The sequence below is a fragment of the Pseudomonas sp. BIGb0164 genome, from assembly GCF_024810135.1.
GTDB lineage: Bacteria > Pseudomonadota > Gammaproteobacteria > Pseudomonadales > Pseudomonadaceae > Aquipseudomonas.
In genome coordinates this window covers 42,400-63,800 of sequence record NZ_JANUEA010000001.1, presented here as the reverse complement: position 1 = coordinate 63,800, position 21,401 = coordinate 42,400, and the positions used below count along the sequence as shown (strand labels likewise).

The following is a 21,401-nucleotide window of genomic DNA, read 5'->3' as shown; positions in this document are numbered from 1 at the left end:
GTTTGACATGCTGAACAAACGCTCCCTTGCTGCTGCCATCCTGATTGCCTGTGCTTCGTCCATGGCCTTCGCCGCCCCTGCCAAAATCGCCGACAGCGCCAAAGGCAAAGTGCTGGTGGACAGCAAAGGCATGACCCTTTACACCTTCGCCAAAGACAGCGTCGGCAAGTCGGCCTGCAGCGGCCAATGCCTGGCCAACTGGCCGGCGTTCACCGCCTCGGCCGCCGCCAAGGATGCCGACGGCTACACCGTGATCACCCGTGACGATGGCAGCAAGCAATGGGCCTACAAGGGCCAGGCGCTGTACACCTGGGTCAAGGACAGCAAGCCGGGCGACATCACCGGTGACGGCGTTGGCGGCAACTGGAACCTGGCCAAGCCATAAGCAACCCCCGCCCCTGTAGGAGCCCGCATGCGGGCGATAGCGAATTTGAGGGCGCCATCGCCGGCAAGCCGGCTCCTACACGAATAAACCTTGTACACCCGATCGCCCGCAAGCGGGCTCCTACAGGTTTTGTATGAAGCGTTGGGCTTTGTGTGTGAGCTGGTCGAGGTGGCGATCACGCTGTTTCTCGGCGTCCACCATTGCGCGCTTGCCGTGCTTTTGCAGCAGGTAGGTGTGGATCTGCCGCACTTCCAATGAGCTGTAGATCGACGCCACATCCAGCACGCCCATCAGGCCATTCGTTGCGTAATCCCGTGTGTTCATCAGCACCTGGGTACCCCGCGCGCCGCGCACTTGAAAGCCCATGGCCTCGAACGCCGGCACCTTCTCCACCGCGCAGGCCAGTTCGGCGTGGGGGTAGCGCGCCAGCACGTCTTTCAGCATCGCCCGTGCCACACCCTGGCGCCGCTTGCCGGCCTGCACGGCCATGAATGCAATGCCGCACGCCTCGGGATCGTCCTTGACCGGCAGGTACAACACAAAGCCGATGACCTGTTCCGGGTCCTGGGTGTCGGTGGCCACCACCAACTCGACCGCAATGCCCTTGGCACCGCCCAGCGCCTCCAGGTACAGGTGCACCTCAAAGCCGATCGCGTATTGGTAGATGTTGTACAGCAGGTTGCTCGGCGGCAGCGCCACGCTGCTGATGTCGGTGAGGTTGTCCACCACCATCTGCAGGATCTGGCCGTTGACAGGCTCGGGGCACGGGGTGGTGTAACGGGTAAGGCTGAACATGCAGATTCCTGGGAGTTTCACGTCAAGACAGCGGCGATTGTACCTGTTGCAGCCCGCACACCTCACGTAAACATCCGCGCAACCAGCGATGGGCCAGGTCGGCATCCAGGCGCGGGTGCCAGAGCATCGCCACGGTAAACGTGGGGAGCACCAGCGGCAGGGCGAAACTGTGCAGGCCTTCGCGTTGGTGGACGGTGTAGCGCTCGGGCACGCTGGCGATCAGGTCGGTGTCCCGTGCCAGTGCGATGGCGGTGGAGAACCCGGCCACGATGGTACTGATCTGTCGCGGCATGCCTTGGGACTCAAGCACGTCATCGATCTGCCCTCGCGCCTGGCCACGGCGGGAGACGTACACGTGCTGCCCCTCGGCATAGCGCCGAATGCTGACAGTCCCCTGGCTCAGCGGATGCCCGCTGCGCACCACGCCGATCACGCGGTCACGGAACAGCGCCTGGGTCAGCACCTCGGGATTGGCACTGGCGTCCACCACACCGGTCTCCAGGTCGACGCTGCCGTCGCGCAGCAAGGCGGTGTCCTTGTCGGTTTTAGTGACGAAGCGCAGGCGCACCCCAGGGGCCTCCCGGGCGATGCGCGCGAGCAATGCCGGGCCGAAGTTTTCGACGAACTCTTCGCTGGTGCGCAGGGTGAACGTGCGCTCGACCCGGGCCATGTCCAGGGACTCTGCGGGCCGCAACACCGCCTGGGCCTCCTGCACCAGGCGGCTGACCTGCTCACGCAATGCCACCGCCCTGGGCGTCGGCACCAGGCCACGACCCGCGCGCACCAGCAACGGGTCGCCGGTGGTCTCACGCAGCCGCGCCAAGGCCCGGCTCATCGCCGACGGGCTCAGGCGCAGACGCTCTGCGGCGCGGGCGACGCTGCCTTCGGCGAGCAACACGTCCAGGGTGATCAGCAAATTCAGATCGGGCATCACGGCTCCTCATCAGGCGTTTCATGCAGGTATTCACTGCATACCCGGCGTCTTCCGCCATGTTAGGCCACGCCGTAGAGTTGTGACAGTCGCGTTCACTCAAGGAATTCCCTATGCACACGGTTTCACGAGGCGCCCTTGTCAGCCTGTCCCTGTCCATGTTGCTGGCCGCTCTGGGCACCAGCATCGCCAACGTCGGGTTGCCAGCGCTGGCCCACGCGTTTGACGCCTCGTTTCACGCCGTGCAGTGGGTGGTACTGGCCTACCTGCTGGCGATCACGGCGGTGATTGTCAGCGCCGGCAGCCTGGGCGATCGACTGGGCCGTCGGCGTGTATTGCTCGCCGGTTTGTTGTTGTTCGCCGTGGCGTGCGGGCTGTGCGGGCTGGCGCCGTCCCTGCCATGGCTGGTGGTGGCGCGTGTCCTGCAGGGCCTGGGCGCGGCGGTGATGATGGCGATGACCCTGGCCATGGTCGGCGACACCGTGACCAAGGAACGCATCGGCCGGGTGATGGGTTTGCTCGGCACGATGTCGGCCGTGGGGACTGCGATGGGGCCAAGCGTGGGCGGGATGCTGCTCAGTTTGTGGGGTTGGCAAGCGTTGTTCCTCGTGGGCGTACCCTTGGGCCTGCTGGCCGCTGCCCTCGCCTATTGCTACCTGCCGGTTGATCGCCAGCCGGGGCATCGGCCCTCGGACGAACGCTTCTGGTCCCCGCTGAAAAACCCTTCCTTGCGCGTCGGCCTGGTCATCAGTGCGCTGGTGGCCGCGGTGATCATGACCACGTTTGTGGTGGGGCCGTTTTATCTGTCTCGGGGGCTGGGGCTCGATCCAGCCTGGATGGGCCTGGCCATGGCCGTCGGGCCTTGTGTGGCCGCACTGACCGGTGTGCCCGCCGGCCGTTGGGTGGACCGGCTGGGCAGCCAACGTATGACCCTCGCGGGGCTAGGCGTCATGGCCCTCGGCGCCCTGCTGCTGTCCCTGGTCAGCGGGCTGCCGGCCTACCTGGGCTCGCTGGTGTTGCTGACCACCGGCTACAGCCTGTTCCAGGCCGCCAACAACACTGCCGTGATGAGCGATGTAGAGGCCTCACGTCGTGGCAAGGTCTCCGGCCTGTTGAACCTGTCTCGCAACCTCGGCCTGATTTTCGGTGCATCGGCCCTGGGTGCGGTGTTCGCCTGGGCCACTCCAGATGTCACCCATGCCCTGCCACAATCAGTGGCCTACGGCCTGCACACCACCTTCGCCGTGGCGCTGGGCATGATCCTGCTGGCGGCGGGGATACGACACAAATATTGACAAGTTAAAATCGTAACGACTATTGTCTGACAACCTGATCACCAAGGCAGTCCCATGCTTGAGCTCCAACGCCCCGATTCGCTCGTCGTCCGGGTTGTCAGTGCCATCCGCGCAGAAATCGACTCCGGCCAACTGCCGCCCGAGTCGCGCATGCCCACCGAACAGCAACTGGCTGAACAACTCAACGTCAGCCGTTCCGTGGTGCGCGAAGCGATTGCCCAGCTCAAGGCCGATGGCGTGATCACCGCGCGCCGGGGCCTGGGCTCGTTCATTTCGCAGACACCGGCCGGTACGGTGTTCCGCTTCCCCCAGGCCTACGGCCGCCGCCCCGACCTGGCGCAGATGTTCGAAGTGCGCCTGTGGATCGAAACCCAAGCCGCCTCGATTGCCGCCCAGCGCCGCGATGATGCCGACCTGCAGCGCATGAAAAGCGCCCTACAGGCCATGCAGGACAACCGCGACAACTTCGAAGCCGCCGCCATCGCCGACGTGGAGTTCCACCGCGCCATCGCCGACGCCAGCAAGAATGATTACTTCGTGGCCTTCCACGACTTCCTGCGCAGCCAATTGGCCAGTGCGCGCAAGACCGCCTGGGAAAACTCGGCGTCACGCTTTGTCACAGGCTCCGCCGACGCCACCCAAGAACACCAGGCGCTCTACCAGGCCATCGTCGACGGTGACGCTCAGCGTGCCGCCGCCAGCGCCGAAGCACACCTGCGGGCTGCCGCGCGCCGCCTGAGCCTGGAGCTGCCAGCCACCCATTGATCCTTTAAGTAGCGTGTCCATGGACACGCCATTTTTTTAACAAAAACATTAGTCTGACAACCTGATAAGCAGACCGAAATGTGCAACCTTAGAGACTCCGCATCATGATTCACGACTATTGCATCATCGGCGGCGGCATCGTCGGCCTGGCCACCGCCATGGAACTGCTCAAGCGCAAACCCGGCGCGTCCCTGGTGATCCTGGAAAAAGAGTCGGTGCTGGCCAAGCACCAGACCGGCCACAACAGCGGCGTGATCCATGCTGGCATCTACTACGCACCCGGCAGCCTGAAGGCCGACCTGTGCAAGCGCGGCGCCGAACAGACCAAGCAGTTCTGCACCGAGCACGGCATCAAGTTCGAGGTGTGCGGCAAGCTGCTGGTGGCGTCCAATCCGCTGGAAATGCAACGCATGGAAGCGCTGTATGCGCGCGCTCAGCTCAACGGCATGAAGGTTGAGCGGCTGGATGCCGACCAGTTGCGCCAGCGTGAACCGAACATCGTTGGCCTGGGCGGGCTGTTTCTCGACGCCACCGGCATCGTCGACTACCGCCAGGTGTGCGAGACCATGGCTGAGGTGATCCGCCGTCGCTGTGGCCAGATCTGCCTGGACCGCACCGTGACCGCGATCCGCGAAGACACCGACAAGGTCACCATCAGCACCCGCAGCGAAACCTGGCAGGCGCGCCACCTGGTGGTGTGTGCAGGCTTGCAGTCGGACCGCCTGGCGACCCTGGCCGGGATCAAGATCGACCATCAGATCATCCCGTTCCGGGGCGAATACTTCCGCCTGCCGCCGGAAAAAAACAACATCGTCAACCACCTGATCTACCCGATTCCCGACCCGGAGCTGCCGTTCCTCGGCGTTCACCTCACGCGCATGATCGACGGCAGCGTTACCGTCGGCCCGAATGCCGTGTTGGGCCTGGGCCGCGAGAATTACCGCAAGTTTTCGGTGAACTGGCGCGATGTGGCGCAGTACGCCAGCTTCCCGGGGTTCTGGAAAACCATTTGGCAGAACCTCGGCTCGGGCACCACCGAAATGAAGAATTCGCTGTTCAAGTCCGGTTACCTGGAGCAGTGCCGCAAGTACTGCCCATCGCTGACCCTCGACGACTTGCTGCCCTATGAAGCGGGCATTCGCGCCCAGGCGGTGATGCGCGACGGCAGCCTGGTACACGACTTTTTGTTCGCCCAGACCGCGCGAATGCTGCACGTGTGCAACGCGCCCTCGCCGGCCGCCACGTCAGCCATGCCCATCGGCGCGATGATCGCCGACCGCCTGTTCACCCCCGCGTAACACCCGGCACCAAACGTCCATTTGACAATAACTATAAAGACTCAGAAGGAAGTAACGCATGACGGCCCCCGCCTCCATCCCCAGCACCGAAACGCCCGAGCAAACCCGCAAGCGCCTGCGCAAAGTCGCGGCCGCCACCATCTTTGGCTCAATGCTGGAGTGGTACGATTTTTACCTCTACGCCACCATGGCCGCGATTGTGTTCTCGAAGATCTTCTTCGATAACAGTGATCCGAAGACCGCCACGCTGATGGCCTTTTCCACCTTCGCCATCGGCTTTATCGCACGCCCGTTCGGCGGCATTCTGTTTGGCTACCTGGGCGACAAGTTCGGTCGCAAGCAAGTGCTGGTGCTGACCTTCTGCCTGATGGGCGTGTGCACCACGCTGATCGGCCTGATCCCCAGCTACGCCTCCATCGGCATCTGGGCACCGATCGTGCTGGTGTTTATCCGCATCATCCAGGGCCTGGGCGCCGGTGCCGAGTTGTCGGGAGCGGCGGTGACGTCCTACGAGCACGCCTCCCAAAACAAACGCGGCAGCCAGGGTGCCTGGCCGGCACTGGGCCTGAACCTGGGCTTGCTGCTGTCCTCGCTCACGGTCTACCTGCTGACCATCAACGGCAACGAGTTCCTGCTGGCCGGCGGCTGGCGCATCCCGTTTGTGTGCAGCATCGTGCTGGTGGGCGTGGGCCTGTGGGTGCGCCGCAGCATCCCGGAAACCCCGCAATTCAACGAGCTGAGCAAGGCCGAAAGCAAAGCCAAGGCATCACCGCTCAAGGCCTTGTTCAAGAACGACCTGAAGGGCCTGGCGGTGGTGTTCTTCGTGGCGATTGGCTACAACGCCCTGAGCTACATCTTCAAGACCTTTTCCCTGGCCTACCTCACCCAGTTCAAAGGCGTGGACGTGCACGTCACCTCGCTGTCGGTGACCATCGCCAGCCTGATCGCCATCGTCGCCGTGCCCTGCTTCGGCTGGCTGTGCGACAAATGGAGCAGCAAGACCGTGTTGATGCTCGGCGGGGTGTGCTCGCTGCTGTTCGCCTACCCGTTCCTGGCGCTGCTCAACAGTGGCGAAAGCCTGATGATCTACCTGGCCATTGGCGTGGGCACCGGCATCCTGGCGCCGATGATGTTTGCGCCACAGGGCTCGTTCCTGAGCCGTCAGTTCCCGACCCAGACCCGCTCTTCGGGCTTTGGCACCGGGCGTGAAATCGGCACCGCCATCGCCGGTGGCCTCGCGCCATTAGGGGCGCTGTCGATGGTGGCGGCCTCAGCCACTCACTCCACTGATGGCGTTGTGATAATCCTCGCGGTTTCGTCCCTGCTGGTGGTGGTGTTTGCCTTGTGCGATCAGGGCCGCAAACACTCGGCATTCAAGAACTGAGGAAAAAAGTTCGGACCAACGGGTGCATGGACGCACCTACATCGCGCATCATGGGCACTTTCAAGCTCAAGGGTAACGTCCATGCGCGTTCTGTCATTGATGATGGGTCTTACGACGCTGGCCGCCAGTTTGGTGTTCTGCGCCAGCGCGATGGCGAATGAAGAAAGTCAGTTGGTACAACAGATCAACGATTACCGCAGCCAGGTGCAGCGCTGCGGCAACCAGGGTTCCCAGGAACTGCCGCCGCTGGCCAGCGACACCCGGCTCGTGCTGCCCGCCACCAACGTTGGCGACCTGCAGCAGGCCCTGGCCCGTGCGGCCTACCCGATGGTCAATGTGCAGGCCATCAGCCTGTCGGGCCCCAAGGACGCGCAAGCGGCGATGAAGGCCGTGCGCGAAAGTTTCTGCCGCGTAGTGCTGGATCCGCAGTTTGTCGACATCGGCGTGAGCAACAGCGGCCAGGACTGGCGCATCGTGCTCGCCCGCCCGCTGCTGTCCAGTGGCCTGGGCGATTGGCAGACCGAAGGCAAGCAACTGCTCGGCCTGATCAACGCCGCCCGTGAACAGCCGCGCCAATGCGGCACCCAAGCCTTTCCCGCAACCACCCCGCTGTCGTGGAACGACGACCTGGCCAATGCCGCCAACAGTCACACACGCAACATGGCCAACGGCAACTTCTTCGACCACCTCGACCACGACGGCCGCACCCCGGGTGACCGCGCCGAACTGGCCGGATATATCGCGAAGAACATCGGCGAAAACATCGCGGCTGGCCTGGACACCCCGCGCAAAGTGGTGGACGGCTGGCTGGCCAGCCCGGGCCATTGCGCCAACCTGATGAACCCGCAATTCCGTGAGCTGGGTGCCGCCTATGCGATGGACCCCAAGAGCGATGCAGGGATTTACTGGACGGGGGTTTTTGGCGCGCAATAATGGATTTGCAGAAGCCCCACGCCACCGAAGCATCAAATTGATATCATTCGGAAAATCCCGCTGAACTGCCAGGGGGCATTCCGGTCTGTTGCTTGTCAGGCCGCCCCTTCCAGGCGTTGAACCGACCGAGGCAAACAAGGTGTTTTCCCAATGATGAATTGGCTGCAAAGCAGCAGCGACATGGCTGAGCGCGTTCGCCAGCATGATTGGGCCGCGACGCCTCTGGGCCCGCTGGAACACTGGCCCGATGTCCTCAAGACCACCGTGGCCTTGTGCTTTGCCTCCAGCTTCCCGCAGTCCATCGCGTGGGGCCCTCACCTGACCATGCTCTACAACGACGCCATGACCCCGATCCTGGGCGACAAGCCCTATGCGCTGGGGCGTCCGTTCAACGAGGTCTGGCGTGAAGCCTGGGAAGAGGTCAGCCCCATCGCCCAGGCGGTCTTCGAAGGGCACGCCACCTATGTCGAAAATTTCCCGCTGGTGATCGAGCGCGGCGCCGGGGCCGAACAGGCCTATTTCACCTTTTGCTACAGCCCGATCCGCGACTCCCAGGGCAAGGTCGTGGGCCTGCTCAATACCGTCACTGAGACCACCGCCACCGTGTTTCTCACACGCCGTCTGGCGGTGCTGGACGCCATCGGCAGTGCGGTAGCCAATGCCATCGATGCCGAAGCCATCATGACCAGCACCACGCGGTTGCTGGCCGAGCACCTGCACGTGTCGAACTGCGCGTATGCCGACATGGACGACGACCAGGACGGCTTCACCATTCGCGGCAACTGGGCCGCGCCCGGGTCACCCAGTATCGTCGGGCGCTACAGCCTGGCGTCGTTCGGCGAGTTGGCCGTGCGCCGTTTGCGCGCAGGCGAGCCCCTGGTGATCCACGACAACCGCGTGGAATTCGCCCCCAGCGAAGCTGCCAGTTATCAGGCCCTGGGCGCCTTGGCGACGGTGTGCTTTCCGCTGATCAAGGACGGGCACCTGACGGCGCTGATGGCGGTGCATCACAAGAACGCCCGTGTGTGGTCGCCTTACGACCTGGCCTTGGTGGGCGAAGTCACCGAACGCTCCTGGGCGCATATCGAGCGCGTGCGCGCCGACGCGGCAGTGCGCGACGGGCTGACGGCCATCACCGAATTGAACGCCACCCTGGAGCAACGGGTAGAAGAGCGCACCACCGCGCTGACCCAGGCCGAAGCCGCCCTGCACCAATCACAGAAACTCGAAGCCATCGGCCAATTGACCGGTGGCGTGGCCCATGACTTCAACAACCTGTTGACCATCATTCGCTCGTCCATGGACTTCCTGCGCCAGCCCGGGCTGTCCGAAGAACGCCGCCAACGCTACATGGGCGCCGTCTCCGACACCGTCGAGCGGGCCAGCAAGCTCACCAGCCAACTGCTCGCCTTCGCCCGTCGCCAACCGCTGAACCCGGAAGTCTTCGACGTGAGCCTGCGGGTCAAGAACATCGGCGAAATGCTCGAAAGCGTGACCGGTGCGCGCATCCACGTGCAAATCGAACTGCCTGCCACGCCGTGCCATGTGCGCGTCGATTCCAGCCAGTTTGAAACCGCCCTGATCAACATGGCCCTCAACGCCCGTGACGCCATGGACGGCCAGGGCCAACTGACCCTGCGCGTGGCCAGCGTGCCGGCCTTGCCGCGTATTCGCGGGGAGGCCGAAGTGCGCCAGCCGTGTGTGGCCGTATCCCTGGCCGACACCGGCAGCGGCATTCCCGGCGACAACGTGGAGCGCATTTTTGAGCCTTTCTTTACCACCAAGGCCGTGGGCAAAGGCACCGGCCTGGGCTTGTCCCAAGTGTTCGGGTTTGCCAAGCAATCGGGCGGCAACGTCGATGTGGCCAGCACCCTCGGGCGCGGCACGGTGTTTACCTTGTACCTGCCCGAAGTGGCGCCTCCCACTGTGCAACCGCCTGCGCAACCCGAGGAACACGCCCCGCTGCCCGACACCACCCTGCGGCATATCCTGATCGTCGAAGACAACCTGGAAGTGGGCCGCTTCGCCAACCAGATCCTGCAGGACCTGGGCTACCAGACCACCTGGGCCACCGATGCCGAACAGGCGCTGGCGCTGGCCGGGGCGAATGCCATGGCCTTCGACGGGATTTTCTCGGACGTGGTGATGCCAGGCATGACCGGCGTGGCGATGGCCAGGCTGCTGCGCCAACGCCGCCCGGACCTGCCGGTGGTGCTCACCTCGGGCTACAGCGAAGAATTGGCCGACAGCGGCTATGAAGGCTTCGAGTTCCTGGCCAAGCCCTACTCGACCGAGCAGGTGGCACGGGCACTGGCCAAGTCGATGGCCCGGGACTGAGCCCTACTCCGCCACCGCCACCTGATTGCGCCCCAGGGCCTTGGCCCGGTACAGCGCCTTGTCGGCGGTGTTCATCAAGCTGTGCAGGTCCTGGTCGAGGCTGCGGGTGGTGGCCACGCCCAGGCTGGCGGTCAGGCCGTGCACGGGTTCGGCGGCCAGACCGGAAATCGCCTTGATCAGTTGCTCGGCGATGTCGCGGGCGGTTTCCAATGAGGTGTTGGGCAACAGCACGGCAAACTCTTCGCCACCCAGGCGGCCATACACGTCGGCCTGGCGAAACGACGCGCTGATCACGCCGCCAATCTGGCGCAGCACTTGGTCACCCGCCTGGTGGCCGTAGGTGTCGTTGATGTCTTTGAAGTGGTCCATGTCCATCATCAGCGCGCTCAACGGCTGTTGGTTGTGCCGGCATTGGGCGTACAACAACTGGGCATGTTCGAAGAAGGCGCGACGGTTCATCAGCCCGGTAAGCTCGTCGGTCTGTGCGGCGCGGGTGGAGATGTTGTGAGCGCGTTCCATCTGCCGGGTCAGGCGGAAGGCTTTTTCCAGGGCATCGGACAATTTGCGCGTGGCGCTGACCACAAAGGTCGAGAACACCAGCACCGCCACCGCCACGCCCACCTGCATCGGCGACGGCTGAAACAGCAGCCACAGCGTGCACGGCAGTAACACCAGGCCCATGGAACCCAGGGTCATGTAGCGATAGGCGGAGTAACAGGACACCGCGCTGACCGACATGCCCACGGTAAACAGCATCACCAACACCTGGGACACGCGGTCGTCGGTGGGCATCACGGCCAGGGCACCCAGGCCCCACACGCCGGCCGACAGCATCAACGTGACCCAGTAGCGGCGCTCCCAACGATCGGGAGTGCGTTCGATGTTCGGGCAGCGGAACCAGTCCATGAACATCTTGAGGCGCAGCAGCGAGGTGACCGCCAGCACCACCATCCAGATCAACATCACCTGATGATCAAAGCGGTCCCAGCACAGCCAGCAGAGCATGGCGGCGCCCAGGTAACTGCCGAAAATGGCGGCGAACGACTGACGAAACAGCTGGTGCAAACGGTCCGTTCGCACCTGCTCCTCGATAAAACAATCCTGGTCCCGCCCACGCCCAAGGCCGTTCATGAAATCCGCCTGCTTCGACTGCCACGACAAAGGCGCCATTGTGGCACCCTGCCAGCACCCTGAACAACTGAATCACGCCAGATAGAGGCATTGTCTGGTTTTGACCGCCTGAATAACCCCCGGCTTCAGCATAGACGACGGCGCGATGCTCAGAACACTTGAGCCTCGCCATTGACCGTTGCATCGATCCAGCGTGGCGTCATGGGATCGCTCCAGACCGACTGCGGCGGTGTCTTCCCGTTGCTGATCAGGATTCGCCTGCCCGAGTGGCTCCACTCCTGCATCCGTGCCTTGAACCGGGCCGGGTAGTCCACGGCCGGGCAGGTGATACCCGCCCAGGGGTCGACCACCCAGGCGTCCGCCCACTCGGGCCCGGTAAACCCTTGGCTGCGCGGTGATCCAGGCGGGCCACCGACAATAGCAAACGTATGCCCGGGTACTTGCGCGATACGGGCGTTGCCGCCACTGACGTTGATCGTATCAACCGCGACCTTGGCCATCTGGTCGCAATTACCGGCCCCGGTCTTGAGCACAATTTCGGAGTAATTGGGCGCATTCGTTCGCGTATACAGCCACCCCACGGTTTCCGAGGCACTCTGATTGCGCACGTGTTCACCCGGTTGGCCGGGCACTTGTTGATTGGCAGAGCGTATGCCCGTGGCGTCAAACTGATCGTCCACTGCCTTCTTGCCACCTTGCGCATACACGCCGTTCTGCTGCTCGGGTGTCAGTTGTGCGAAGTCCGCGGGCTTCTTGATGGGCTCAAGCCGGATCGGTTTTGCCGCGACCACCACTTTCCCCGGATTATTTCCGCTTGCGTAGACAGCCATCAAGACTTCACGCCGCTTCTCGACCGTCAGCCCGCTGAGTACCTTGACCAGATGGTCGATTTCCGCCGGTGACAGGGGATTCTCCGCCAGGATTTTATTGATCAGGGTCTCAATGCTCGGCAAAACCACCAGTTGGTTGTTGGGTGTACCCTGCGCCACGTAGCCATGGAGGTCCTTGAACTGATCGTGTTGGCGAATGAAGTCAGCGTCTACCGGGTCATTACGGGTCAATCGATGGAAATCCAGGGTGTCGGAACCCGTGAGCTCGGCGTAGTAGTGAACGCCCGTGTCGCCCTCCACCACCACGTACTGCTTGCCACCGTGGTCGACCTTGACCCCTCTGACAACACGCTGGTCATGGCTCAGATCGCTGATCGCGTCCATCTTCACCACCACGGTGTCCTGGTTCAGCGCCCGGGGCTGGCCAAAGTCATCAAAACCAAAATCCGGTTCGTTGACCCGTGTGCCGCTCGTGTGAGGTTTGTAGGTGATAGGCTGTCGCGTCGCGATCGGCAAAAGCTCCTGGTTACCCACCTCGTTGACCCGATATAACCGATGTTCATGCACCACAGTACGCGGCCTGTTGGCCTGCCCTGCCATAGGAATCAATCGGCGATGCTCAAGCGCTTGGGCATCCTGGAAAACCGGCGTACCACCAGGCTCGATGAGCTTGGTGTAACACAGGTCGTCCACGTCTCGCTTTGACCGCTTGCCCACCGCGCCGCAGGTCAGTGTAAAACCGTCCAGCGGCCCTGCCTGCTCCGGACCACCCACCTTGATCAGCTTGTCGGGGTTGCGCGGGTCAAAACGAAAGACGTCATCGCCGACCACCACGTCGGTGTGATGCTGCCTTTTCAGTACACGTACCTGGTCGCTGGAGATGCCGTCAGGGACCCTGACCGTTCCCCCTTCGGGCAAGCTCCTCGTGGTGAGAGGCAGGTCGGGTGTGACCTCATAACGGCCCTTGCCAGGCAGTTTGAACGACAATGACTGCTTGAACTGCGCAGCACCCGCCTTGATTCTGCTGATGTCTGCGGGTTTGAATGTGAGCGACTTCCCGCCTTTGAAGTTTATGCCATGCAGTACCGGATCGAGCGGGTTCAGGTTGTGGCCCACGGACACCCCGAACTGCTTCACCAGAGGCGCGAACTTCGGTAAGAGCCCTCGCAGGGTGAGCCGTCCCGCGCCGGACAACGCGCGCACCGTGCCTGACGCCAACCGGCCGGCCGGGCCGGCGAAGGTGAAGAGCCCATCCACCACCAGGCCCAGAATGCCGTCCTTGGTCCGTCCGTTGACGAGATCCTCAATGCCACTCCAAAACGGGATAAAGAACTGCCCCACACCCTTTATCCGCTCCCAGAACGCTTGGTCATTTTTGTGCGCCGAGCTTTTGCGGTCAGGGTCAGACGCGGCCCACTCCTGCAATTTTTCTTCGTCGACATAGAACAGGCCTCGACTGATTGCCACTGCGATTTCTTCAGAACGGTTGGACGTCAGTGTACGGGGTACTGAGTCTTTCGACGGGCTGGTAGGAGCAGGAAAGTGCGCAAGCTGTTGAGGCACCACGATGCTGAAACTTTTCGGTCGTGGCCCCTTGCCGGCCTTGAAGTCAATCCACGCTTGCTTGAACGCCGCCCTGCCTGCACGGCTATTGCGTACAACAATGGATTCGGACGCAGCCCCATCGTCCGAGTGTTCGATGGAAACAAAGTCCTTTGTGTAGTTTTTTTCTGTCGGATCGTACGACTCCAGGACCGGTTTCAGATCATCACGACGCCGGGCAATCCCTTTCACCGGATTCATTTCATAGTAATGGGTCTGCCCTTCGTACACCGCCTTTATCAGGAAGCCCGGGCGCGTCAACGCCGCCTTCTTGTCGTCATCGGTCTCCGTGTCGGAGCCAGGCTTGACCCTGAGGGCATACAGCGTGACCTCACCCCTCTCGATTGCCACCCGATCCTTGAATGGAAGCTGGGCCAGTTGGCTGAGCACCACCCGGGCGTAGCCTGCCTTGGCTTGGGTCAGATAGCGTCCAAACTCGCTCTCAAAGCGGTCCTCATCGTAAACCGGGTACTCATAGACGGCGTCAGACGGCCTGATTTTCTCGCCATTGAGGTGTCGATACAGCGCAAAAAAAGGACTGATCAGCGACAACACCTCAGTGCGCGAGGTGCCCTTTTCCATCCGCTCAAAATACTGCTTGCGCATCGGCACATCGGTGGCCAATTGCGTGGTGGCTTCTACGATGTCACTCACATGTTCATCAAACACCGAGACAGCATGCTGAATTTCATCTTGGGAATACTCGTCTTTCTGCGGGATCACGCCCTGCGCTGTCGCCCACTCCAGAATGGCCGGAATGCGCGTCGCGGTGATGAGCCCGCGCTGTTCGTCCGTGGTCGCCTGTTCGCTCAGCTTGCCAGGCAAGTCAACCAGCGCCTGGAAACTCATGCGGCGTGCCGAACCCGGTTCAATCATTTCAGCCAGCGCGACACCGTGCTTGAAATTCACCCAGACAGCGCTTCCTTGATACGGCAACGCCTCAGGAATATCCGCCACGGCGAACTCAGCTGGCAAACTCGGTTTAAGAATGTAAGCAGCCAGGTGCGCTTCAAGGGAGGACAGTTTCTTCGCATCCACCAGATGCTGGTGAAGGCTTGCGCTGATAGACCCATAGCTTTGCCCCCACAGATCACGAGAGGTCAGGTCGAATCCCGCGACGTGTCCGGCCTTGCGCCCGGTTAATGGGTCCAGGCTCAAGGCGATGGCTTTCATGACCAGCCGCACCTTAACGGCCGGGGAAATAACGTCCTTCAGCGAGAACTCGGCACCGCCCAGTTTCTTCAGCAACGTTTGGAGCAGTCGTTCTGCATTGGGCGACTTGAGAATCAGCGCCAACAGTACGGCGGGTGTGTCCTTGGCCTTTTCCAGCGCTTGCGCCGAGAGGCCTTCGGTCAGATAGCTGAGCAACGGTTTTTTGCGTGCCACCTCTGTTTCATTGACGACCTCAGCAATAGCACCCTCGCTACTCTCCTGCAGCAACGCATCGACCCGAGTGGAATCGTCATCCAGGCCCAGGGATATTTCACTGCGGGTATTTTCCACGGCATGAATCGCTGCTTGCACCTCGGCAGGCGTTCGTGGGTTCGACGGAACAACGCCGTAGAACTTGAGCATAGTGTCCAACTGGTTAGTGCCCGGCGCAGTCACACCGGTAGTCGGTACGAGCGGCGATTGCTTGCCGAGCACCACATGGACTTTTTGCGCATCAGGAGTGCCTTTGCCTGCCTTCAGCTCGTGTAACACTTTCAACATCTGATCAAGGTCTGCCAGCCTTGCACCCACCGCGTCAGGCTGAGCCGGGTTGCGCGCAGTCGATAACGGCTGGGCTTTTGCGGGAAAAGCTAAAGGTTTTTCAGGCAGCAGCTTGCCGTGAGCGGTCAAGGGAGTTCCGGGTGCTCTCAACTGGACAGACGTCATGGTGTTTTTTCTTCTCTGGATTGGCGTTCACGGACCCAGCGAAAAAGCGAGCAGAGCTGAAAGAACTGCGCCTTATTGCCGACATCCTTGTGTGGAAGCCGCGTAGGAAAATGTTCCAGAGATATTTGTGACAATCCAAGTCAACATTCGATGGCACAAAACGACAGCGGGCCATGCAGCGCGATACAACCGCTGCACAGCCCGTGAGTGCCTGCTGGCCAGTATTGGCGGTTATTCGGGTCGCAGGATCAACACCCCCAGGGGCGGCAGATTCAACGACAACGACACAGGCTGCCCATGCTGCGGCTCGTCCTGGGTGAAGACATCCCCACCATTGCCGTAATTGGAACCTGCATAAGTGTCCGCATCACTGTTGATCACCTCACTCCAACGCCCGGCAAATGGCACGCCGACCTTGTAGGCCTCCCGCGGCACCGGGGTAAAGTTGGCGACCACCAGCACCGGCCGACCCTCCTTGCTCCAGCGCAGCCAGGCGTAGACGCTGTTGATCGCGTCGTCACCAATCAGCCATTGGAAGCCCTGGGGCGCGTCGTCCTGCTCGTGCAGCGCCGGCTCTTCGCGGTACAGGCGGTTCAAATCGCCTACCAGTTTTTGCACGCCTTTGTGTTCGGCGTATTGCAACAAGTACCAGTCCAGTTGCTGGTCGTGGTTCCACTCGCGCCACTGGCCGAACTCGCAGCCCATGAACAGCAGCTTCTTGCCCGGGTGCATCCACATGAACGCCAGGTAGGCGCGCAGGTTGGCGAACTTCTGCCAACGGTCGCCGGGCATCTTGTCGATCAGCGAATGCTTGCCGTGCACCACTTCATCGTGGGAGATCGGCAGGATGAAACGCTCGGACCAGGCGTACACCAGGCCGAAACTCAGCTCGTTGTGATGATGGGCGCGGTACACCGGGTCCTGCTGGATGTAGTGCAACGAATCGTGCATCCAGCCCATGTTCCACTTGTAGTTGAAGCCCAGGCCACCCTGCTGGGTTGGCTGGCTCACACCGGGCCAGGCCGTGGATTCTTCGGCAATCACCAAGGCGCCGGGCGCTTCGAGGGCAACCACGTCATTGAGGTGACGCAAGAAGTCGATGGCCTCCAGGTTCTCGCGGCCGCCATGGCGGTTGGGCACCCACTCGCCGGCTTTGCGCGAATAGTCGCGGTAGAGCATCGAGGCCACCGCATCCACGCGCAGGCCGTCGACGTGGAAATGCTTGAGCCAATGCAAGGCCGACGCCAGCATGAAGCCGTGCACTTCGGTGCGGCCCAGGTTGTAGATCAAGGTGTCCCAGTCCTGATGAAAGCCTTCCAGGGGATTGCCGTACTCGTACAGCGCGGTGCCGTCGAACTGCGCCAAGCCGTGGGTATCGGTAGGAAAATGCGCCGGCACCCAGTCAAGGATCACACCGATATCCGCCCGGTGCAGGGCGTCGACAAAGTAGGCAAAGTCTTGCGGCGAACCAAAACGCGCAGTCGGCGCGAATTGTGACAGTGCCTGGTACCCCCAGGAACCGCCGAACGGGTGTTCCATGATCGGCATCAGCTCGACATGGGTGAAGCCCAGTTGCTGCACATAAGGGATCAAGCGCTCAGCCAGCTCACGCCAGTTGTATTGGCGCGCCACTTCGCCCGCCTCGTCCAGCTCGGCCTGCCAGGACCCCACGTGCAACTCGTAGATCGACAGCGGTGCGGTGTGCTTCTGTTTCTCGACCCGCGCCTGCATCCACTCATGGTCCTGCCAGTCGACCTGCAACGGTTCGGCGACCTTTGACGCAGTGTCGGGGGGCAATTGCGTGGCCAGCGCCACCGGGTCAGCCTTGAGCGGCAGGATGCCGTGGCTGCCGAGGATCTCGTATTTGTAGGCGGCGCCCGGTTGCAGGCGTGGGATAAAGATCTCCCACACGCCCGACGGATGCCGCAGACGCATGGGGTGACGGCGACCGTCCCAGATATTGAAGTCGCCCACGACCGACACCCGCCGCGCATTCGGTGCCCACACGGCAAACCGTACGCCCTGCACGCCATCGACGCTGGTCACCTGGGCGCCCAGGCAGCTGCTGAGGTCTCGGTGGTTGCCTTCGGCAAACAGGTACAGGTCCATTTCACCCAAGAGCAATTGGCTGAAACTGTAGGGATCTTCGGTGATCTGCTCGCCACCGGCCCACTGGATTTTCAGCAGGTAGTCCTGGCGCGCACTGAAGTGGCCGACAAACAAGCCCGGCACCTGGGTCGCATCAAGGCTACCGATGTGCTCGCCACTGTCGCGCGCCAGTACCTGGACGCTCAAGGCTTCCGGCAGGAAGGCACGGATGAACTGGCCGCCCTGCTCGTCATCATGGGGCCCGAGAATCGAGAACGGGTCATGGTGTTCGGCGCGTACCAGCGCCTCGACATCCTTGGCTGCCGGTAATGCAGTCAACTTCGGTTGCAGCGGTTCTTTATGTGTAAAGCTCATGACGTCTCCCCACCGCGTGCAGTTTTCGATATAGGTGCTTTCTCTGTAGAGACCATCCCGCTCAGCAAGCCATGCAGCCCTTGCAGGGGCACCGGCAACCAGGTCGGGCGGTTCTCCGCTTCGTAGGCCACTTCATACGCGGCCTTCTCCAGGCTGAACAACGTCAGCGCTGCGTCCTGGCCTTTGGCATCCTGCCAGTCATGCGCCAGTGTAGACGTAGCTGCCTGATAAGCCTGGATAAATGCCTCGCGCGCCTCTTTCAAGTAACGATCGGTTACGCGTTTGCGCGCCAGGTCTGCCTCGGGCGAGTGATCCACACCCTGCACATTCAGGGCCATGGCTGCCGCGTAATCAAACGAACGCAGTACGCCACTCACATCTTTATAGGGGCTGTGCTTGCCACGCCGCTCATGCAACGGGCGCGCCGGCTCCCCTTCAAAGTCGATCAGGTAGGCATCGCCCTGCACCACCAACACCTGGCCCAAGTGCAAGTCGCCATGCACCCGGATACGCAGCCCGCCTTTCGTGGCTTTGGCCAAGGCCTGCACGTAACGGCCTATGGCTTTTTCCTGGACCAGCAATTCACTGACCAACGCCTGATCCGCGGGGTTCAACCGGGTTTCATGAAGTTTGAGTAATTGCAGCGCACGGTCCAGTTGCGCGCCCACATCCCGGGCCCAGGCCTGGGTGTCCTTTGCCGTGGTCACTTGCGGCGCGAAGTCCTTGTTCGGCGTGCTTGCGCCCAAGACGACATGCATTTCCCCCAGGCGTTGCCCCAGCAAACCGGCAAAGTCCTTTAACTCGCCAAGGGCGTTGTAGTGCTGTTCCTGCTCGGACATCGCCTCGGCCAGCTCATCCCGAATCGCCCGCTCCAGGCTGTTCTGGGTCCAGGCCCACGCGTCACCCTGGTTGCTCAGGTAACCCTGGGCAATCATCAGCAGGTTGTCCTGCCCTTGCTCGTCACGTCGGACCACCGAGCCCATCAGCGGCGAAATATTCGGGTAGCCCGCCTCGGTCAGGTAAGCGCTCATTTCCAGTTCAGGGTGCACGCCGCTGGCCACTTTACGAATCAACTTGAGCACCAGGCTCTCCCCCACCACCACCGAGCTGTTGGATTGCTCGGCCGACAGGTAACGCACCTGCGCCTCATCGGTCAGTTGCAACGCCGCCAGGTGCGGTGTGGCGGCAAAGCGCAAGGGGCCATCGCTCGAATCAATCACCGTGCCGGCTTGCAGGCCCTGGATGACCGCACGAATAAAGTGCTCAAGGCTGAAGGCATCGGTCACCAGCCCGACCTGGCGCGTGCGCCGTACCCGGGCCAGCGCCAATTGCTGGGGCAAGGCGCTGGTGAATTGATCCTCTGCCAGAAACCCGAAAGGCAGTTGGTAACGATTGACCTGCCCCGCGCTGGTCACCTCGATTTCACTGAGCAATACAGGATGCTGCGGGTCACCGAACCGCACACCGTAGGCGATGTGCACGCGCTCGATAGCCGCGTCCTTGCCGGCAAACCAGCGTCGCTTGGGCAGCCAGGCCGGCAACGAGGTTTGCTCGAGGGTGTCTCGGCACGGTGCTTCCAGGAGTTCTTCCATACGCTTCTTCAGTACCAGGGTGGTGAAGTCCGGCATGCTCTGGGCCGGTTCCACGTGCCAGCTGGGCATCTGGTTCTCCGCCGCCAGCACGAACCAGTAAAACCCATAAGGCGCCAACGTCAGCAGGAAATTGAGCTGGCCGATGGGCGGGAAGGCATTCCCGCCGAGCATCTCCACCGGCACCATGCCGGCGAAGGCCGACAGGTCCAGTTCGGCCGCCTGGGCGCTGCGGGACACGTTGGCCACGCACAGGATGATCTCGGTACGGCCATCGTCCCCGGTGAATTCACGGGTGTACGCCAGGATGCGGCGGTTGCTCGGCGAGAGCATTTTCAAGCTGCCCCGCCCGAACGCCTTGGATTGCTTGCGCACGGCGAGCATGCGTCGGGTCCAGTTCAACAGCGAGTGCGGGTCCTGGGTCTGGGTCTCGACGTTGACCGATTGATAGCCATACAACGGGTCCATGATCGGCGGCAGCACCAGGCTGGCCGGGTCGGCACGGGAGAACCCGCCATTGCGGTCGATAGACCATTGCATCGGCGTGCGCACGCCATCGCGGTCGCCCAGGTAGATGTTATCGCCCATGCCGATTTCATCGCCGTAATACAGGGTCGGCGTGCCGGGCATCGACAGCAGCAGGCTGTTGAGCAGTTCGACACGCCGACGGTCACGCTCCATCAGCGGCGCCAGGCGCCGGCGAATCCCCAGGTTGATCCGCGCACGACGGTCGGCGGCGTAGTAGTTCCACAGGTAGTCGCGTTCCTTGTCGGTAACCATCTCCAGGGTCAATTCATCGTGGTTGCGCAGGAAGATCGCCCACTGGCAATGGGCAGGAATTTCCGGGGTCTGGCGCAGAATGTCGGTGATGGGGAAGCGATCTTCCTGGGCCAGGGCCATGTACATGCGCGGCATCAGCGGAAAGTGAAAGGCCATGTGGCACTCATCGCCGTCGTCGCCTTTTTTGTCGCCAAAATAGAGTTGGGTGTCTTCGGGCCACTGATTGGCTTCGGCCAACAGCATGCGGTCGGGGTAATGAGCGTCGATCTCCGCGCGGATTTGCTTGAGAACGTTATGGGTCTCAGGCAGGTTTTCGTTGTGGGTGCCATCACGCTCGATCAGGTACGGAATGGCATCCAGGCGCAGGCCGTCGATGCCCATGTCCAGCCAGTAGCGCATCACCGACAGCACGGCCTCCATGACTTTTGGGTTGTCGAAATTCAGGTCCGGCTGGTGGGAATAGAAGCGGTGCCAGAAGTACTGGCCGGCCACCGGGTCCCAGGTCCAATTGGACTTTTCGGTGTCGAGAAAAATGATGCGGGTGCCGTCGTACTTCTGGTCGTCATCGGACCACACGTAGAAGTCCCGCGCCGCCGAGCCGGGCTTGGCCTTGCGCGCCCGCTGGAACCAGGGGTGCTGGTCGGACGTATGGTTGATCACCAGCTCGGTGATCACCCGCAGACCACGTTTGTGGGCCTCGGCGATAAAGCGCTTGGCGTCGGCCAGGGTGCCGTAGTCGCTGTGCACGCCTTGGTATTCGGCGATGTCATAGCCATCGTCGCGCCGTGGCGAAGGGTAGAACGGCAGCAGCCAGATGGTATTCACGCCCAGGTCGGCGATGTAGTCCAGCTTGGCGATCAGCCCTGGAAAATCACCGATACCGTCGTTATTGGCGTCGAAATAGGATTTGACGTGAACTTGGTAGATCACCGCGTCCTTGTACCAGAGCGGGTCTTTGATGAAGGTGGAGGGTGTGGGTTTCTTCGCCATTGGAAACTCCTGGAA

Annotated in this window: 13 protein-coding genes; 7 read left to right on the top strand and 6 right to left on the bottom strand. The window is 62.1% G+C overall.

The features are described 5' to 3' along the window. The first annotated feature begins 7 nt into the window (after positions 1-7). Positions 8-385: a hypothetical protein gene (locus M2394_RS00240; protein WP_259171211.1), complete on the top strand. Its 378-nt coding sequence runs from the start codon at positions 8-10 to the stop codon at positions 383-385. A gap of 120 nt (positions 386-505) precedes the next feature. Here M2394_RS00240 and M2394_RS00235 read toward each other — a convergent pair whose 3' ends face one another. Together M2394_RS00235 and M2394_RS00230 are read right to left on the bottom strand one after the other, a co-directional pair. Next, on the bottom strand, positions 506-1,180 hold the full coding sequence (locus tag M2394_RS00235; protein ID WP_259171210.1) for a GNAT family N-acetyltransferase: 675 nt from the start codon (positions 1,178-1,180) through the stop codon (positions 506-508). 22 nt (positions 1,181-1,202) lie between these two features. Further along, positions 1,203-2,111 (bottom strand): LysR family transcriptional regulator, encoded by a 909-nt coding sequence (locus M2394_RS00230; RefSeq protein ID WP_259171209.1) that lies wholly within the window; start codon positions 2,109-2,111, stop codon positions 1,203-1,205. A 113-nt stretch (positions 2,112-2,224) separates the two neighbouring features. On the opposite strand from M2394_RS00230, the gene M2394_RS00225 reads away from it, so the two are divergent. The 6 genes from M2394_RS00225 to M2394_RS00200 all read left to right on the top strand — a co-directional run bounded on the left by M2394_RS00225 (position 2,225) and on the right by M2394_RS00200 (position 10,123). Beyond that, positions 2,225-3,406, top strand: coding sequence for an MFS transporter (locus M2394_RS00225; protein WP_259171208.1), 1,182 nt, complete (start codon positions 2,225-2,227; stop codon positions 3,404-3,406). Between the two features lie 54 nt (positions 3,407-3,460). Then, positions 3,461-4,171, top strand: a complete 711-nt coding sequence (locus M2394_RS00220) for a FadR/GntR family transcriptional regulator (RefSeq protein ID WP_259171207.1) — start codon at positions 3,461-3,463, stop codon at positions 4,169-4,171. A 104-nt stretch (positions 4,172-4,275) separates the two neighbouring features. Continuing rightward, positions 4,276-5,469, top strand: coding sequence for an L-2-hydroxyglutarate oxidase (gene lhgO, locus M2394_RS00215; RefSeq protein ID WP_259171206.1), 1,194 nt, complete (start codon positions 4,276-4,278; stop codon positions 5,467-5,469). Positions 5,470-5,527: 58 nt separating this feature from the next. Beyond that, positions 5,528-6,853, top strand: coding sequence for an MFS transporter (locus tag M2394_RS00210; protein ID WP_259171205.1), 1,326 nt, complete (start codon positions 5,528-5,530; stop codon positions 6,851-6,853). Between the two features lie 81 nt (positions 6,854-6,934). After that, positions 6,935-7,786, top strand: coding sequence for a CAP domain-containing protein (locus tag M2394_RS00205; protein WP_178923364.1), 852 nt, complete (start codon positions 6,935-6,937; stop codon positions 7,784-7,786). 150 nt (positions 7,787-7,936) lie between these two features. After that, complete coding sequence (locus M2394_RS00200; RefSeq protein ID WP_259171204.1) at positions 7,937-10,123, top strand: ATP-binding protein; 2,187 nt, start codon at positions 7,937-7,939, stop codon at positions 10,121-10,123. A gap of 3 nt (positions 10,124-10,126) precedes the next feature. Here the strand turns inward: M2394_RS00200 and M2394_RS00195 are convergent, their stop codons facing one another. From M2394_RS00195 to treS, 4 genes are all read right to left on the bottom strand, one after another. Then, positions 10,127-11,293, bottom strand: coding sequence for a diguanylate cyclase (locus M2394_RS00195; protein WP_178923360.1), 1,167 nt, complete (start codon positions 11,291-11,293; stop codon positions 10,127-10,129). Between the two features lie 110 nt (positions 11,294-11,403). Continuing rightward, complete coding sequence (locus M2394_RS00190; RefSeq protein ID WP_259171203.1) at positions 11,404-15,528, bottom strand: hypothetical protein; 4,125 nt, start codon at positions 15,526-15,528, stop codon at positions 11,404-11,406. 267 nt (positions 15,529-15,795) lie between these two features. After that, on the bottom strand, positions 15,796-18,027 hold the full coding sequence (gene glgB, locus M2394_RS00185) for a 1,4-alpha-glucan branching protein GlgB (protein WP_259171202.1): 2,232 nt from the start codon (positions 18,025-18,027) through the stop codon (positions 15,796-15,798). Further along, a complete protein-coding gene (gene treS / locus M2394_RS00180; RefSeq protein ID WP_259171201.1) occupies positions 18,024-21,386 on the bottom strand; it encodes a maltose alpha-D-glucosyltransferase in 3,363 nt (1,120 codons plus the stop codon). Before treS ends, glgB begins: the two co-directional genes overlap by 4 nt. Positions 21,387-21,401 lie beyond the last annotated feature (15 nt).

Excerpts from the sequence above, each read along its gene's own strand:
- M2394_RS00240 (WP_259171211.1), top strand. The coding sequence starts at position 8 with ATGCTGAACAAACGCTCCCTTGCTGCTGCCATCCTGATTGCCTGTGCT.
- M2394_RS00235 (WP_259171210.1), bottom strand. The coding sequence starts at position 1,180 with ATGTTCAGCCTTACCCGTTACACCACCCCGTGCCCCGAGCCTGTCAAC.
- M2394_RS00230 (WP_259171209.1), bottom strand. The coding sequence starts at position 2,111 with ATGCCCGATCTGAATTTGCTGATCACCCTGGACGTGTTGCTCGCCGAA.
- M2394_RS00225 (WP_259171208.1), top strand. The coding sequence starts at position 2,225 with ATGCACACGGTTTCACGAGGCGCCCTTGTCAGCCTGTCCCTGTCCATG.
- M2394_RS00220 (WP_259171207.1), top strand. The coding sequence starts at position 3,461 with ATGCTTGAGCTCCAACGCCCCGATTCGCTCGTCGTCCGGGTTGTCAGT.
- lhgO (WP_259171206.1), top strand. The coding sequence starts at position 4,276 with ATGATTCACGACTATTGCATCATCGGCGGCGGCATCGTCGGCCTGGCC.
- M2394_RS00210 (WP_259171205.1), top strand. The coding sequence starts at position 5,528 with ATGACGGCCCCCGCCTCCATCCCCAGCACCGAAACGCCCGAGCAAACC.
- M2394_RS00205 (WP_178923364.1), top strand. The coding sequence starts at position 6,935 with ATGCGCGTTCTGTCATTGATGATGGGTCTTACGACGCTGGCCGCCAGT.
- M2394_RS00200 (WP_259171204.1), top strand. The coding sequence starts at position 7,937 with ATGATGAATTGGCTGCAAAGCAGCAGCGACATGGCTGAGCGCGTTCGC.
- M2394_RS00195 (WP_178923360.1), bottom strand. The coding sequence starts at position 11,293 with ATGGCGCCTTTGTCGTGGCAGTCGAAGCAGGCGGATTTCATGAACGGC.
- glgB (WP_259171202.1), bottom strand. The coding sequence starts at position 18,027 with ATGAGCTTTACACATAAAGAACCGCTGCAACCGAAGTTGACTGCATTA.
- treS (WP_259171201.1), bottom strand. The coding sequence starts at position 21,386 with ATGGCGAAGAAACCCACACCCTCCACCTTCATCAAAGACCCGCTCTGG.